This window comes from Mycobacterium simiae, assembly GCF_010727605.1.
GTDB lineage: Bacteria > Actinomycetota > Actinomycetes > Mycobacteriales > Mycobacteriaceae > Mycobacterium > Mycobacterium simiae.
In genome coordinates this window covers 1,149,135-1,164,292 of record NZ_AP022568.1, presented here as the reverse complement: position 1 = coordinate 1,164,292, position 15,158 = coordinate 1,149,135, and the positions used below count along the sequence as shown (strand labels likewise).

The 15,158-nt window shown below is 62.0% G+C and carries 17 protein-coding genes and 1 other RNA gene; 14 read left to right on the top strand and 4 right to left on the bottom strand.

The window, feature by feature from the left end:
* Positions 1–21 precede the first annotated feature (21 nt).
* The 11 genes from smpB to G6N33_RS05225 all read left to right on the top strand — a co-directional run bounded on the left by smpB (position 22) and on the right by G6N33_RS05225 (position 10,683).
* Positions 22–474: an SsrA-binding protein SmpB gene (gene smpB / locus G6N33_RS05270; protein WP_456299195.1), complete on the top strand. Its 453-nt coding sequence runs from the start codon at positions 22–24 to the stop codon at positions 472–474.
* 92 nt (positions 475–566) lie between these two features.
* Positions 567–1,316, top strand: a complete 750-nt coding sequence (locus tag G6N33_RS05265) for an EamA family transporter (RefSeq protein ID WP_231382574.1) — start codon at positions 567–569, stop codon at positions 1,314–1,316.
* A 69-nt stretch (positions 1,317–1,385) separates the two neighbouring features.
* Complete coding sequence (locus tag G6N33_RS05260) at positions 1,386–2,231, top strand: maleylpyruvate isomerase family mycothiol-dependent enzyme (protein WP_044510323.1); 846 nt, start codon at positions 1,386–1,388, stop codon at positions 2,229–2,231.
* A 141-nt stretch (positions 2,232–2,372) separates the two neighbouring features.
* Positions 2,373–3,335 carry a hypothetical protein gene (locus tag G6N33_RS05255; RefSeq protein WP_044510324.1) on the top strand — a complete coding sequence of 321 codons (963 nt, stop codon included), beginning with the start codon at positions 2,373–2,375 and terminating at the stop codon, positions 3,333–3,335.
* A gap of 218 nt (positions 3,336–3,553) precedes the next feature.
* Positions 3,554–3,921: a transfer-messenger RNA gene (ssrA, locus tag G6N33_RS05250) on the top strand.
* Positions 3,922–4,008: 87 nt separating this feature from the next.
* Positions 4,009–5,121: a tyrosine-type recombinase/integrase gene (locus tag G6N33_RS05245; RefSeq protein WP_044510326.1), complete on the top strand. Its 1,113-nt coding sequence runs from the start codon at positions 4,009–4,011 to the stop codon at positions 5,119–5,121.
* 263 nt (positions 5,122–5,384) lie between these two features.
* Entirely contained in the window at positions 5,385–5,633 is a 249-nt protein-coding gene (locus tag G6N33_RS27975; protein ID WP_044510328.1) for a helix-turn-helix domain-containing protein, read from the top strand.
* On the top strand, positions 5,537–5,854 hold the full coding sequence (locus G6N33_RS05240) for a hypothetical protein (RefSeq protein ID WP_049919200.1): 318 nt from the start codon (positions 5,537–5,539) through the stop codon (positions 5,852–5,854). The genes G6N33_RS27975 and G6N33_RS05240 overlap by 97 nt, the downstream gene beginning before the upstream one ends.
* Positions 5,855–5,898: 44 nt before the next feature.
* The gene (locus tag G6N33_RS27375) at positions 5,899–8,265 is read left to right on the top strand and encodes a helix-turn-helix domain-containing protein (protein ID WP_231382575.1); all 2,367 of its coding nucleotides are present in this window, start codon (positions 5,899–5,901) and stop codon (positions 8,263–8,265) included.
* Complete coding sequence (locus G6N33_RS05230; RefSeq protein ID WP_155945941.1) at positions 8,265–8,843, top strand: hypothetical protein; 579 nt, start codon at positions 8,265–8,267, stop codon at positions 8,841–8,843. The genes G6N33_RS27375 and G6N33_RS05230 overlap by 1 nt, the downstream gene beginning before the upstream one ends.
* Positions 8,844–10,011: 1,168 nt before the next feature.
* Complete coding sequence (locus G6N33_RS05225; protein WP_155945942.1) at positions 10,012–10,683, top strand: hypothetical protein; 672 nt, start codon at positions 10,012–10,014, stop codon at positions 10,681–10,683.
* Between the two features lie 56 nt (positions 10,684–10,739).
* Here the strand turns inward: G6N33_RS05225 and G6N33_RS05220 are convergent, their stop codons facing one another.
* Genes G6N33_RS05220 through G6N33_RS05210 form a run of 3 tightly spaced genes read right to left on the bottom strand, consistent with a single transcriptional unit; the run spans position 10,740 to position 12,647 of the window.
* Entirely contained in the window at positions 10,740–11,219 is a 480-nt protein-coding gene (locus G6N33_RS05220; protein WP_155945943.1) for a hypothetical protein, read from the bottom strand.
* Positions 11,220–11,228: 9 nt separating this feature from the next.
* Positions 11,229–12,293 (bottom strand): hypothetical protein, encoded by a 1,065-nt coding sequence (locus tag G6N33_RS05215; RefSeq protein ID WP_155945944.1) that lies wholly within the window; start codon positions 12,291–12,293, stop codon positions 11,229–11,231.
* Between the two features lie 15 nt (positions 12,294–12,308).
* Entirely contained in the window at positions 12,309–12,647 is a 339-nt protein-coding gene (locus G6N33_RS05210) for a WXG100 family type VII secretion target (RefSeq protein ID WP_155945945.1), read from the bottom strand.
* A 170-nt stretch (positions 12,648–12,817) separates the two neighbouring features.
* On the opposite strand from G6N33_RS05210, the gene G6N33_RS05205 reads away from it, so the two are divergent.
* Positions 12,818–13,000 carry a hypothetical protein gene (locus G6N33_RS05205; RefSeq protein WP_044510338.1) on the top strand — a complete coding sequence of 61 codons (183 nt, stop codon included), beginning with the start codon at positions 12,818–12,820 and terminating at the stop codon, positions 12,998–13,000.
* A gap of 187 nt (positions 13,001–13,187) precedes the next feature.
* Here the strand turns inward: G6N33_RS05205 and G6N33_RS05200 are convergent, their stop codons facing one another.
* Positions 13,188–13,448, bottom strand: coding sequence for a helix-turn-helix domain-containing protein (locus tag G6N33_RS05200; RefSeq protein ID WP_044510340.1), 261 nt, complete (start codon positions 13,446–13,448; stop codon positions 13,188–13,190).
* 285 nt (positions 13,449–13,733) lie between these two features.
* Here G6N33_RS05200 and G6N33_RS05195 point away from each other — a divergent pair, with 285 nt between their 5' ends.
* Positions 13,734–14,021 carry a DUF732 domain-containing protein gene (locus G6N33_RS05195; RefSeq protein WP_231382704.1) on the top strand — a complete coding sequence of 96 codons (288 nt, stop codon included), beginning with the start codon at positions 13,734–13,736 and terminating at the stop codon, positions 14,019–14,021.
* A gap of 38 nt (positions 14,022–14,059) precedes the next feature.
* Positions 14,060–14,431, top strand: coding sequence for a DUF732 domain-containing protein (locus G6N33_RS05190; protein WP_044510344.1), 372 nt, complete (start codon positions 14,060–14,062; stop codon positions 14,429–14,431).
* The last annotated feature ends 727 nt before the right edge of the window (positions 14,432–15,158 follow it).

Sequence of the window (15,158 nt, the reverse complement as noted above, 5' to 3'; positions counted from 1 at the left end):
GGCCAGCGTGACAGCAAAAAGATCATCGCCACCAATCGCAAAGCTAGGCACAACTATTCAATTGTGGAGTCATTCGAGGCCGGGGTGGCTTTAGTCGGCACCGAGGTGAAGAGCTTGCGGCAGGGGCAGGCCTCGCTGGCCGATGCTTTCGCAACCGTCGACGACGGTGAAGTGTGGTTGCGTAACTTGCACATTCCGGAGTACGAGCACGGTAGCTGGACCAACCATGACCCGCGCCGCAATCGAAAGTTGTTGTTACACAGGCGCCAGATCGACACCCTGATCGGAAAGATTCGTGATGGTAACCTCACCCTGGTGCCGCTTTCGCTGTACTTCTCCGAGGGCAAGGTCAAGGTTGAGCTCGCGCTAGCGCGAGGCAAGCAGGCACACGACAAACGCCAAGACCTCGCCCGCCGTGATGCCCAGCGCGAAGTACTACGTGAACTGGGCCGCCGAGCAAAGGGTATGAACTGATCGGAGCCGCTTACGCGCAGCTGTCCGCCGTCTCGTACGGGGTCAGCGATTTTGTAGGCGGCGTAGCAGCGCGGCGGGTCGCCGCACTGCGCGTGATGCTGGCGGCCTACCCGGTCGAGGCGCTGCTGCTCGGGCTGCTCGCCTTCACCGTCGGTGGCCCGATCCATTCCGGTGCCATCTTCTGGGGATGTCTGTACGGCGTCGGTCAGGCGTTCGGCATGTGGGCGTTCTATGCGGCCTTGGGGTCCGGCCCGATCTCCGTGGTCGCCCCGCTCGCCGGCGTGCTCAATGCCGCGGTGCCGGTCGCCGTGGGCGTCGCGCTGGGGGAGCGCCCCGGCCCGGCGGCCTCGGCTGGCGTCGGCCTGGCCATCGTCGCGGTAATGCTGGTCAGCCGGGAGGCGACCGGCGACGGCGCCAGCCGGTTCCGGTTCACCGCCAAGGTGGCCGGGCTCACGACCCTGGCCGGGTGCGCGTTCGGTCTGGATCTGGTGTTCCTGCACCAATCGCCGCACGACTCCAAGCTCTGGCCGCTGATGTTCGCGCGACTGTCTGCGACCGTGGTGATCACCATCCTGGCCGCGTCGAGACGGAACTTGCGGCTGCCCCGGGGGCAGTCGCTGAAGCTGGCGTTGGCGATCGCCCTGCTGGACATCTGTGCTTTGGTCACCCAATTGATCGCGCTGCAGTCCTGGCTGCTCTCGCTGGCCAGCATCATGATTTCGCTCTATCCCGCCGCCACGGTCGTGCTGGCGATGATCGTGCTGCGCGAACGAGTGACGCGCTGGCAGGGGATCGGCATGGTGATGGCCATGGGGTCGGTGGCCATGATCGCCGCAAGCTGACGGCTCCGGGACGGGACGGGGCTCGGCATGGGGGTAACGCCGGGCCGGTAATCGGCCTAGCATCCGACCATGGCCACGCGCGCAGTCACCACACTGGACAAAGCTGAGGTGCTGGACGGGCTCTTCACGGTGTGGGATTCCATCGACGCGTTGCTGGCCGGGTTGGCCGAGAGCCAATGGCAGGCGGCGACCCCACTGCCGGGCTGGGATGTGCGGGCGGTGGTGTCACACGTCATCGGCACCGAGTCGTTCCTGCAGGGCATCGCGCCACCCGAGCCGGACATCGACGTCAAGGGGCTCGACCATGTCCGCAACGGCGTGGGCGCGATGAATGAGTGCTGGGTGCGCCATTTCGCCGGGCAGCCCATCGGCAGTGTCCTGCAGCGCTACCGCGCGGTGATCGAGGATCGGCGCCAGGTGTTGGGCGCGATGTCCGAAGAGGAGTGGAACGCCGAGACGAGGACGCCGGCCGGCCCGGACAGTTATGGACGGTTCATGAGGATCCGGGTCTTCGATTGCTGGATGCACGAACAGGACATCCGGGTGGCGATCGAGCAGCCGTCGTCCGACGACGAGCTGAGCGGGGTCGCCGCGCGGCTGTCGCTCGACGAGATCGCCGCCACGCTGGGCTTCGTCGTGGGCAAACTTGCGCAAGCCCCCGACGGGGCACGCGTCGAGTTCGACCTGACCGGCCGGTTGGCGCGCTCTGTCCGCGTCAGCGTCGACGGGCGCGCCCAGGTAGTCGAGGACTTCGGCGGTCGCGAGCCGACGGCGACGATCCGCGTGAACGCGCTGCAGTTCACCCGGCTTGCCGGGGGCCGGCCGATGTGCCCGATCCGACCGCAGGACATCGACCTCGGCGGAGATAAAGATCTTGCTGCTCAAATTCTTGAGAAGCTGAATTTCGTTATCTGACAACATTTTTGGCGCAGCCGACGGGTGAATGCGACATATGTCACACCTGTGCATGTTGGCTCTGGCGCCGCGACGGGTAGCCAAATGCAAGGGCGCGCTTCGCGCCGACAAGCAAAAGCCAACGTAGGAGGCCTTGTAAGTATGACCGCACCCGACACGAGCAGATTGCTCGCCCAACTTCGCACACTGCTGGATCTGACCAACACCGAAATTCAGATCGCGGAGACCCGCGTCGCGCAGGCGCGCACCGAGGCCGTTCGCCGCGAGCTCACCCAGAACGCGGCAAATGGCCGCGAACGCGCCGAGGCCATCGAGGCCGCAATCCGCGACCTCGGCGGTTTCCCCGACGTGATCGGTCCGTTCCTGGGCCGCGCCGCGGCCGCGGTGAAGGCGCTGACCGAGCAGGCCGAGCCGTTCGACGAGGCGTTGCTGGGGGACCTGGCGCTCGAAGACCAGCTGCTCGACCGCGCCCGCTACACCAAGGCGCTGGCCGTCGCCGCGGAAAAGCAGGACATTGTGGGCCTGGCCGACCGGCTGATCGCCGCGCACGCGGCGACGGTGGATTGGCTGACCACCGTGCTGGCCGAAGATGCCCTCGGTGGCCCGGCCGCGCTGCGCCGCACCCCGCTGCAGGCCGCCGCCGGCGCCGCGGTGAAGCTGGTCAACCTGCCCGCTGCGTGGTCGGCTCGTGGGCTGGACCGTGCCGTCGACGCTCTGCGATCAACCGGTCCTGCCATCAACGACCTGGTCAAGCGCGGAAACAATGCCGGGGAGATCGCGACCAAGGCGTTGTCGGCGTCGCAGAACGCCGCCCTGCGTGCCGCCGAGCGGGTCACCCGCTCCGAAGGTGCGGATCGTGCCGCCGACGCGCTGCACTCCGGGCGCGAATCGGTTGGTGTGCTGGAACCACACGAGTTGCCGATCAAGGGCTACGACGACCTCAACATCAACGACGCCGTCGCCGCGATCAAGGACCTGACCTCGCCGAAGGATGTCCGGGTGATCATCGCCTACGAGGAGGCCCACAAGAATCGGCAGCGCCTCGTCTCTGCCGCGCAGACGCGCGTCGCTGCCATCGCGCAAGACGTCGTCGGCATCAAGTAGCGAGCTAAACAGGCGTCTATCGGCAAACGTCGCCAGGCGCCCCGGGCACCCCCGCTGTCGCGAGACCGGGGGTGCCCGGCTTCGCGCCCGGACCTGGAGCAACTTGATTGCGGCGCGCGTGGCGGCGCGGAACATAAATTAGTTGCTGCTCGTTAGTGCACCCGTAGAATGGAGTGTCCGGCCGAAAATCGGTCGGGATGTGCGAAAACACAAGACAAGGGGCTGAACGGTTTCGACTTCGCGCATCGAATCAAGGGAAGCGTGCCGGTGCAGGCAAGAGACCACCGTAAGCGTCGTTGCAACTATATAAGCGCCGATTCACATCAGCGCGACTACGCTCTCGCTGCCTAAGCGAAGCTAGTCTGTCAGACCGGGAGCGCCCTCGGCCCGGACCCTGGCATCAGCTAGAGGGACCCACCCACGGGTTCGGTCGCGGGACCCGTGGGGACATCAAACAGCGACTGGGATCGTCATCCTGGCTAGTTCGCGAGACCAGGAGATCCGAGTAGAGGCACAGCGAACTGCGCACGGAGAAGCCTTGAGGGAATGCCGTAGGACCCGGGTTCGATTCCCGGCAGCTCCACTGAGAAAATGCTGGTCAGAGGCCTAGAAGCGTCTGTTAGCGATGCTGCGTCAAGATGTACGTCAAGATCCGGGTATAGGCTCCTCGTCTATGGCGTCCATTCGCGTCCGAACCCGCAAGGACGGCACCGCCTACTTCTCGGTGCTTTACACCCTTGACGGAAAGCAGACTTCCTCTAGCTTCAACGACCACGCCGAAGCGCTGAAGTTTCAAGACGTCTGTAACCGGTTAGGCCCGGCCGAGGCCCGCAAGATTTGGAAGGTCTCCTTTCCCGGGTGCGGGCATACCCTCGCGAGCTACGTCACCGAGCACCTAGACACCCTGACTGGTGTGGAGAAGAAGACCATCGCTGAGTACCGGCGCTACCTTGCGCGTGACATCGAGCCGGTGCTCGGTCATATTCCGCTGTCGACACTCAGCCGCCCCGACGTCTCCAAATGGGTCAACAGGATGTCGGCTGGCGGTGCCAGCGGCAAGACGATCAGCAACAAACTGGGCTTCTTGTCGGGCGTCCTGAACCTGGCCGTCAAGGCGGGCGAGATCCCCGCTAACCCGGCAGCGGGAATTCGGGTCCCGCGCACCCTCCGGCGCGACATGACCCTGCTGACCAAAGACGAGTATCGTTTGCTGAGGGCATCTTTCACCGAGTGCTGGCACCCGTTCCTTGACTTTCTGGTGGCCAGTGGATGCCGATTTTCGGAAGCCACGGCATTGAAACCTGGTGACGTCGACCGCGCCAACAGCACCGTCAGGATTACCAGGGCTTGGAAGAGGACGCCGAGTAACGGCGCGGCCAAATATGAGATCGGGCAGCCCAAAACCCGACGGTCGACGCGCACTATCAACGTCCCCGCTGCGGTGCTCGACCAGCTTGACTATGGCCACGAGTGGTTATTCGTCAACACCGAGGGCGGACCCATCCGGTTGTACAGCTGGCGCAGCAACGTATGGGCTCCGAGCGTAACCAAGGCCATGACCAACGACCAGGACAACCCAGACAAGTTGTTGTTGACCGCCAGGCCGCGCATCCACGATCTCCGCCATGTTTGTGCCAGCTGGCTGCTGCGTGAGGGGGTGCCGCTGATTACCGTATCGGCTCACCTTGGTCACGAGGATGCCGCCACCACGGCCCGCATATATGCGCACCTGGACCGTTCGGCTGGCCAGGTCGCGGCGGCGGCAATGGCAACTCTGCTGGCTTGAAACGCTCCATTCCCGGCCCATTCCCTCTTTTCTGTGTGATATGCATCATAGAGCAAATTCCGAGTGCTAATTCGACCAAGCTGGGATTTTGTGTCGCCATTGTCAATGCCATTTCCATGCGGCGTCAAGCCCGTGCCAAACCCGTGTCAAATCCTCTCAGCCTTTTTTCAGATTAGATCTGTTTGTGTGTTTGCACGCAGCTCGGCAGGCACATAGGGTCTGCAGCGATCTCCAAGGTAGTTCTTAGTAATCAGGAGGCGCGAATGGCGCTAATGGGCTTGGCAGAGGCCGCGAAAGAAATCGGCACCACCGAACGGTGGCTCGCTACTCAGCTGCGTTCTGGGAAATTCCCGGCTCGAAAAATGGGGCGCTATTGGCGCTTCACTGACGCAGATCTTGCCGAAATAATCCGGCTTTGCGCGGTACCGGCCGGATTGGCGACGGACGCCACCCTTTCTACGCCAGCATCGTCGATGACGCCCACTACCGCGCGGCGGATGGGGGTCCAGTGACGACCATGCTCGAACATCTCGGTCAGGACTACGACGATGTCTTGCTCAGCTGCGAATGCGACGAGTACTTGATCGCGGCGATGATGGCGTTGCCGGCGGGAGCGCGGTGGTGGGACTTGACCTTCAAGGCGTGGCATATCCATCTCGGCTACGTCGCCTGGTTTGCGGCCGACCTGCGGATTCTCGACTGCAAACTCCTCGACGGTGGTGACCGACGATGATATCGAGCGCGGCCGTTGAGGGATCGGGCTCAGAATCTGCGGGCTTGCCAGATCGGGGCGCGGACGAGCGCACCGACCCATTGTGGGTGGCGCGGGTCCTGATTGAGGCAGGTGTACCCGTTTTCATCGCGAAGCCGGCCAAGCATTTCGACGGCGGTTGGGATTCCAGCGGCGGCCACCACGGGTGCGGCTATTGGTTGCCGAAAAAGTGGCAGTCAACAGAACCGGATCTTCGTGTGCTTGAGAAGTACCAGCCCGGTGACGCTCTCGGCATGGTCTGCGGGCGCAAGGTCGACGGAGTGGACACCGATCCTCGAAACGGAGGCGATAAGTCCCGCGCCGATCTTGCAGCCAGCGGCACCATGCCTCGGGTTTACGGCGTGGCCCAAACCCCGTCGGGCGGAACCCACGAACTGGTGTCGACTATCGGTGTCCGCTCCCTCGATAACGTCTGCCCTGGAATCGATCTCAAGGCTGGCACGCCTGAGGGCACTGGACGCGGGTTCCTGTTCATTCCTCCGACCAAGAAGCTCTCCAAGCTGGACGGCGCCGTCCGCCAATACCGATGGGTGGAACCTCCGGATCTGCAAGCCCTGGCCGCAGATGGCCCACAAGACCGGACCGGTGAAGCGCTAGGTCGCCTGGTCGATGCGAATCGGAGGACGCTCAACTCCCGCACCGCCACCGCGCATTCGGAGGCTGCTTCCTCGACCACAGAAGTCTCGGCGTTCATCGCCGAATATCACCGTGCTCAACGGCCAGAAATCTTGCAGGGCTGGGTAAAGGCGATGAAGGTGGGCTTCAGAGAAAAGCGGAGTCGGCATAGCTCGACGGTCTCTGTGGTCACCGGCGCATTGAAAGAAGCTCGGGCGGGCTACTTTTCAGCGGCATCGGCGATCGACACCTTGAGGCCGCTGTTCTTTGATGCAGTGACCAGACAGCCGAATGGTCAAGAACGCCAGCGCAGCGATGGGCAAGCACTCGACGAATGGAACGAGATCGTCGCCTGGGCAGTCCGAGAAGCGCGGGTCGCTGACCTTGATGAGGTACACCAGCGGGTCGCGGAGAAGATGCCCAATATACCAACCCCGGGGGCCAGGCGGGTCCGTGTGGAGCGGACCGACGCTGAGCGGGCGTCGGCACTTGATACGGCGCATAGAGTCTTTCGGGATTGGCTGGGCGACGGTTATGACTTAGATGCAATCAATGCGGGCATGGCTGCCGCAGCAGTCGAGGGCCTCGACGGCGACCCACTCTGGCTGCTGCTGGTCTCCGGGTCGGGTAATGCAAAGACCGAGACAGTGCAAGCTTTGCACGGCCCGGGCGCCCATGTCGTGTCGACGATCGCGTCGCAAGGTGCGCTGTTGTCAGCGACTTCCAAGAAGGAGCGCAGCGTCGACGCCAGCGGGGGACTGCTCCGTCAGATCGGTGAAACGGGTCTGTTGGTCATCAAGGATGTGACGTCGATCTTGTCGATGGGCCGTGAAATGCGCGCTGAAGTCCTTGCTGCGTTGCGGGAGATCTACGACGGTCATTGGGTCCGGACGGTCGGGACCGATGGTGGTCGGACGCTGGAGTGGGAAGGACGAATTGCGTTGGTGGGTGCGGTGACAACTGCTTGGGATACCGCTCATGCCGTCATCGCTGCCATGGGTGATCGCTTCGTATTGCTCCGGATGGATTCCACCAAAGACCGTGTCTGCGCGGGCCGCCAGGCTATCGCCAATACCGGCAACGAAGACAAAATGCGTGCCGAATTGTCAACGGCAGTCGCCGATGTCCTGGCTGGGTCCAGCCCCACGGGTATCGAAGTGAGCCCCGAGGAAACCGACAAACTACTGGCTGCGGCAAACCTAGTTACCCTGGCACGCACGGGCGTCGAGTTCGATGGCAGGGGCAACGTGGTCGATGCCCACGCACCAGAGATGCCGACGAGGTTCGCCAAACAGCTCGCCCAGGTGATGCGGGGCGGAGCCGCAATCGGTATGAGCCGAAGCGCCGCAATGCGGCTGGCGATCCGTTGCGCGCGAGACTCGATGCCGCCGCTACGACTGGCGATCATCGACTTCCTTGCCGCGCATCCGGACAGCACCACCACTGAAGTCCGGAAAGGAGTTGGAAAGCCGCGCAGCACCGTCGACCGGCAATTGCAAGCGCTGCAGATGCTCGGCGCGGTGGTGTGTGGGGAGGAGGAAGGGATGAACAACAAGACAATCTGGCGCTACTCCCTCAACGATGATATTGATCCCGCCGCCCTCATCGTCCCCAGAAATGTCAGTAGGCCCCTAGCCCTCGATAAGAGTCCGGGTGAGTCCGATGCTGAGCTGGGCCACTTACTGACAAATCTGGGACATCCCCAGATCGAAGTTGACCACGGACACCAGTCCAAATCCAGTGAAAGGAACCACTAATGTCCAAAGCTGCAACTACACCTTGCGAGAGTCTTTATCTTGGAGGCCTATACGAAGATGAGAATGGAGATTACCAGTTCGACGGCCAAATGGACGCGGAGACATTTGATTTAGCCTGCGCCCGCCTGGGGCGCAACAATGCGCCTGCGTTGCTTTCCGGCCTTTACTACAGCGGATCGCTCGACCTTGCTGCGCACCCCAGCGTCGTCGCCGTCGCTTGGTCGATATCCGAACACCCTGAGAGCGCGCTTGAACAAGACGTGTGGGACGAGCTTTTCCGAACGGCTGGATACACCGAGGATGGCCGGCCGGCGGCACCGCCAACCGGACCCGTGACCGTCTACCGGGGCTGCACGCCGAGCGGGCGGGAGGGCATGTCGTGGACCTCAGATCTGACAGTGGCTCGGCGGTTCGCCCACGGCCAATTACGCGGACGTGGTGTCGGGCATGTCTACGCACTGGACGCAAAGCCGGACAGAGTGTTGGCATACATTCACGAAATCGGACGCTTGGAAAGCGAATACGTCATCGACATCAGTTGTGTGCTGCCGGAGGCGGTGCGGCTTGTTGAGGACTGAGCAAACTGCGCGGAGCGTCTTCGAAGTTCGGGAGCCACGCTGTCGGGTCTGTCGCGACGAGGCTATCCGTGTTCTGGTCAACCAACTACTCGACTGGCGCGGTGCCCCAATCTTCCTAGGCCCAGGGAAAATCCATGTCGTCACCTACACCGACATCCTGCGTGACCTCGAACCCCTCAACGCTCGCCTCGACAAGAGGGAAAAGATCACCTACCACGGCCTCAGAACCCATGCCGAGAGACATCACAGCGCGGCCGGAAGAGCGGCGTACTGGGAATCCCGGATCGAAAAGAAGTTGGCACAACTCTACGGGCTACCGGTTGAGGAATATCGATCGCTCGCGTCGAGAAGCGATTAAATACAAATATCCCCCCAGCCCAATCGCCTTCAGCTTGAGCCGAATTGGACTTCAACTTGAATAGATTTGAACGCGAAGGCGACCAAGTCCACCGCCTGGGGGCGCTGCGGGTACCGGTGTCCTAGTCAGTGATCTCCGCTAATCCCTGGGTGTTCCGACTTGAGATCCTCGACACCCACCTGCATGTGGGGCACACCTTGACGGTTAACGACCGCACCGGCGACGCGTGTAGGTGATCACGACGGGTACGTGGGATTGTGTGCGTCCGCACCGTGGGCCGGTACGGATCCACTCGTGTCGAGCCTGCTGCTTTTCGCGAGGTAGCCCGATGCACATCTCGGCCGTCTTCCACTTGGCATACAGTGCGCCGTCGAAATGGGCTCGGCGTATTCGGAGAACGACACACGCCAGTACTCCCCGGTATTGCGGTTCGGACATTTCGATGCTCCCGTCTTGGCGTGTAGCGGCATCCGCAACAAGCCCAGGCCTTCTCCGAAGGGCACCGTGCCGGTAACGCGCTTGCCGATCGGCCACGTTCGGAGGCGTACGAGCGAATCGCTTGGCCGTGATCGACGGTACGGAGCAGGTCGACGAGACCGGCAGGTCGAGCGGAGTCACCGGTGCTTGAAGTTGGTCTTGATCAGTGGCGGGCCAGGTGGGGCAGAAAGCCGCCCAGTCGCTCATACCGCTCAGGCTCCGGTATCGGCACGTCGCTCTAGACGCGCGAAGCCCCTGGAGTTGCCGACGAATTGTGGATGCGTTGCAGCGAATTCGGCTGTATGAGGCGTCGGATTCGGCCACCATAAAGCGATGGCCGATGAGAAGGATGGGACCGTCGCGTGGGAGCATGATGGGGCTGGTGGCGATGAGACCGAGATCGTCAACTCCGCGTCCGACTTTGACCAGCACCGCGACACCCAGTCGACACCTACTGCCTGGTCTGACTATTCAGCAGAAGAGCCCAAGGATCTTCGGTGGAGACGGACATGGCTGATTGCCGCAGCTATCTTCGTTCCACTCATTGTGTTGGCCGTCGTGATCGGGGCCTGGGTGAACCAGTTGAGCAGGCCCTCAGGGGGGAGTGAGGTTCTAAGGCCCATCACGGTGGGGGTACCTCCCACATCTGGTGTGCCGCCGACGATCACGGTTACGGCACCACCTCCGGTGACTGTGACACAAACTGCTCAGGCTTTACCGCCGCCGGTCACGGTGACGGCACCTCCGCCTAACTTCACGTTTCTTGTTTGCCCTGACGGTCGCACGGGGGTTGCCACCAACGTGACTTCGTGCGAGTTCGCGTTGAATGTCCACAAGAGCTACCTCAGCCAGGGCGGCACCACCGTGGTGGCCTACAGTCCGGTAACCGGAGACTCGTATGTAATGGAATGCCATGGTGGCATCACTTCGCACCTCAACAACGGCCTGACCGTCGACTCTGTCCGATGCGTGGGTGGCAACAACGCCGTCGTCATCTTGTGGTGACGCACCACCTATAGGTGATGACATTGTGCGCGAAGGTCTCCGCTAGGGGTTCCAGATCAGCTTCCGCATCTTTGTTCGAGCACGGTATGGATGCCCTTGAGCTTTTCTGCATCTTTCGCAAAATCGTCGACGAATTGCTTGTCGGAGGGCGTTGGGCCGGTCGGGGTTGACGGTTCCTGCTGACTGTCGGCAACCCACCTCTTCCAGTGCTCGAACATGTCTCGGTTGATGGCCACGATCGCTTCCGCCTCCGACCGTATGTCTGGTGTGCTGGTGCGGTCCGCGTACGCCTGCAATTGGTTGAGCATGTGTTGGTAGGCGGCTTCGGTTTTGCCGTTGTCGGCGTCGGGATCCTGGGTAGCCGCTCGCGCTGATGCGAGCTGCGATTCGTAATAGGTCCACATGGCGCGGGCTGTCGCGCAGTCGGAAGCTCTGCCTCCATCCGGACCAATCAACAGCCAGGCCGAGACGGCAATCGTGACGGCGAAAGTAGCCGCTGCGGCCGATCGCAGCGCAACACGAAGAGATTTAGTCATCGGGTTCGCTCAATGCGGAGCGGTCATGACCGGAACAGTGGGTGTCGGCAATTTGCCGTTGACGATCGGTATGGAGCCACCGCACCCGTCTGGAAGGTAGAAGGTCTTACCGGGGTACATCGCGGAAGTATTCATGATTTCGCCCAGCGATACCGGCTTCCACGGCATGACGAGTGGGTAGCCCGTGATACCGCCCAAGCTGCCAGTTCCTTGAAGCACCTTCGTGGTCTGCATTTCGTAGGTGTTTTCGACCCACCGGGCTTGGTACCACTTCCCGTCGGCACCCTGGACCATCTTGGTGATCCCGGTGGCCTGGCCGCCGGTAAGTCGGATTTTGTATCCCTGCTGTAAATCGAATCCATTGGCGGTGTTGCTCAGACCGGTTTTATCGGTCGAGAGCAGTCCTGTGGTCGGTCCGGTCGCAAGCTTTTCCGGGATGGTGGTAGGCCGCCATGGGATGTAGGGACCTTGGGGGGACGAGAAGGGTTCGTCGTAGGCGCGCGACGTGTCGAGCTGCCATTGTCCGGTCGTGGTGTTCTCGCCCGGGGGCGGGGCATCCAACTGCCCGCCTGGAATTCGCACACCCGCCCCCGGTGGTACTGGGATGTCTCCGTCGGCCATATTGATAGCGGTCGCCAGCTCTTGGTCGACCGCATTGGCTTCGGCGAGGATCGCATTCAATTGGGGCTGCAGCTGGTTTTCGGCGATCAAGGCTTCGGTCGGGAGCGCGGCCGAAGTCGGGACAATTTTGTTGCTCAGCGGGTCGATCTGCATGTGCAGCTCGGCGGCATCATGGCGCAACGTGCGTAGCTTGGACTGAACGTGCTCGATGTCGTCGGCGGCCTTGGCTGCGGCCTGGGCCACCGCGAGGGACTCGTTGCCGTGTGCGTCGAGGTCTTGGCGGATGGACGCGTTGGTGTGTTTGCGAGCTTCGGCCGTCGCTCCCTCCCAGCTGTCAAAAACGGCCAATGAACTCAGTTGTCGTGAGGCGTCGAGTGTGGCCTGCCCTCGTGCGGTTGCAGCATGGAAAACCGTTCGCACCGCATCGGCGCTCCATCGATCAATATCGGCCACGGTCAACATCGTTGGTCACGCCCTGGCTGAAGGAGGCATCCCGTCGGCACCCGGCACTACCGCGCCCATGCCCTCAGCGTTCTCGTTCTCCATCGCTGAAAAGGTGATCCTGTCATTGCTCAGCGCTGTCGCATGACTACCGACCCGGCCCAGAAGCCTGCGGGAGGTCTCCAACCACACGTCGGTCTTGATGGCCAGCGCTGCTGCGGAGCTGCCCACCCAACCCGATTGTGCAGCCGTAATCTGATCGTCCGACGACAAGTGGGCGCTCGCTAAATCCTCAGCCTGCCCACCGACATGCGCTGCCGAACACGCTAACGCGTCGAGATCGACGTCCAGCTTCCTGCCGACCACCACTGCCCCCCTCGACCGGCCCAACCTACCTCGTTCTATGGGACTAAAGCCGACACCGCTGCGCAAGTCAGTGGCGATCCCGGCCGGAATGGCAGTTGACATTCCGGCGCTCTCCGAGAGACTGGGGATCACGGAGCACTCAGATCTAGTGCGTTCCATGGAGGCAGTCCATGCAGATCCTCGCTATTGCAGGCATCGTTGCGGCCTTCACGCTCATATGCCTTGGCATCTACACGGCGGGCCGGTATTTGCAACGCCGGGGTCATGACCTCACATACGTTGACCCGCGCTACCCCGACTCCATGCAGGCAGTGCAATCGAAGCTCGATTTCCGCCCGCCCAACCAGCCGTAGACCGGCCTGGTTACACGAGGACAATCAGGGCGGGGCTCGCACAATCGCCGCAGCGGAAGCCATGCTCGCCCTAGCCGGGGCAGGACGTTTTGCCGGGCCAGGGTTTGCCGATGATGGATCCGGGCGGCGGGCGTGTGAAATAGATGCTGGTTGCCGCGCCGGGACGAATTGGCATTGGCTTGGCGGACTACGGCTTTGCCCCGAAAAGCAGGGCCGCAGGAACATGCAGCGCCTCGGCGATGTCAAATAGCCGCTCGTAAAGCAAGCCCCGTCGGCCGAGTTCAACGTCGATCAGCACGTTTCGCGTCACGCCTGATCGCAACGCCAGGGCTTCTTGCGTGAGACCTCGCTCAATGCGAAGAGCCCGGATTCGTTCTCCAACTTCACGGCGGCGCAGTTCCCAGAGGGCGACACGGTCCGGATCGTTCTGGCTCGGTCGCGTCGGCACGCGTCCTAGTAGTCAGCCAAAAGCGAGAACTGTCTGCCCTACTAGTAGTACTCTAAGAAGGCGCGTGTTTGCCGCGCATGGGGCGCCTCGGAATTGCCGACGGCATTCGAAGGGAAACGGGATGAAGGCAATCACGGGACTGATTGCGGGCATGGCCTCGATGCTGATGTTCGGCACCGGCGTTGCCAAAGCTGATTGTCAGACACAGTGCTACGACAGTGGTAACACCGGCTATCACTGCGTGACGACATGCAACTAAGGTCCCTTACCGCGTCTCTGGTGGCGATGCCGCTTGCATTGCTTTCGATAGGTCTCGCTCACGCCGACAGCAACGATGACGAGTTTGTCCAGGCGGCTAATAACAATGGGGTCGTCGGTGCTCCCGTTGATCTGCTGCGGATCGCACATCAGGTTTGCGGAGGTCTTGATAGCGGAACTAGTCCGGATGCCATCGCCGACGCTCTTGTTTCCCAGTTGGGCATGAGGTCGGACCGCGCGGCGATCTTCGAGTCCTTATCGGTGGCCCACTACTGCCCGAAATACGGCAATCTGCAATTTAAAAAGCCTCACTAGCGGAAAATAAGGCGGACTTTTTCGACAAGGTAGGCAAAATGAAGGTCCCCACCATCATCACCGGGATCGCCTGGGCATTGCCATTGGCGGCAGCCATGGTGCCGTCGATCACGCTTCCCGCTCACGCTGAGATCACCTGCCCCAACCGGTTCGTCCCACCGACCGTAAACGCGGACTGTTACTTCCTATACATGATGGCCCGCGACAACATCCATGCGAACAGCCAAGAGGATTTGATTCGCCTCGCCCATATCGCCTGCGCAGACATGGCCGCAGATAGGGGTGCTGACCCTGTTATGGACGAGGTCCCGATTCTGCAACGTGCGAATCCGGCGGTCACTGTCCAGAAAGCAGCTTTGTTCGCGGGCATCGCCGCTGCGGCTTACTGCCCACAAGTCGTCAGAAGGTAGGGCTTGTAAGAGTCGGTAGGTCGTTGGACCGAAAGGAGTGGCGATGAAACGAAGCAGGTGGTCATGCCGTGCCTTAGGTGCCATCCTTTTGGTCGGGGCGTTGCTGAGTTTTTGCCCCGATAACCCGCGCCAATGCTGATGACGACTACCCGTGGCATCGCCGCCAACGTGCAGCACGAACCTCTTCGACTGACACGGCAAGCCTTGCAGCTGTGGAAGACTCCCGCGTCGATCAACTACACCCCGGTCATATTCGTCCAACATCTTTCCCGCGTGGTCGCCACATTCATGACCACAACATGCTGAGGCGCTGGGTGATGAGCAAGACCGCGAGAATTTCGGTCTTGATCGCGGTGACGACTGTCGCAGGGTGTTCGACCAGACCGCAACCGGACGCACGGTCGTACCAGGCTGGCTATCACCAAGGTGCGGATCGCGCGATGAACATGGTACGAAGCGGCGTATCGCCCGTAACGGCGTGCAAGGAGATGGCGGAGGCGGCGAATGGATGGAACCCGAGCCCCTACAACCCGCTCGACTACGAGGCGGGATGTGAGCGACGCCTCCGTGATCTTGGGCTGTGGAGTGGCCGCTCTATAGACAGATGAGCCAGCCGACTCACTCAATAGAACAAAAAGTTCGACTCCCACTGCGTATCAATCAAACAGCCAGCCGACGCACGCGGTCAACGCCGCGCGGCCGGACCATTCAGGCGGCGGACACGGGT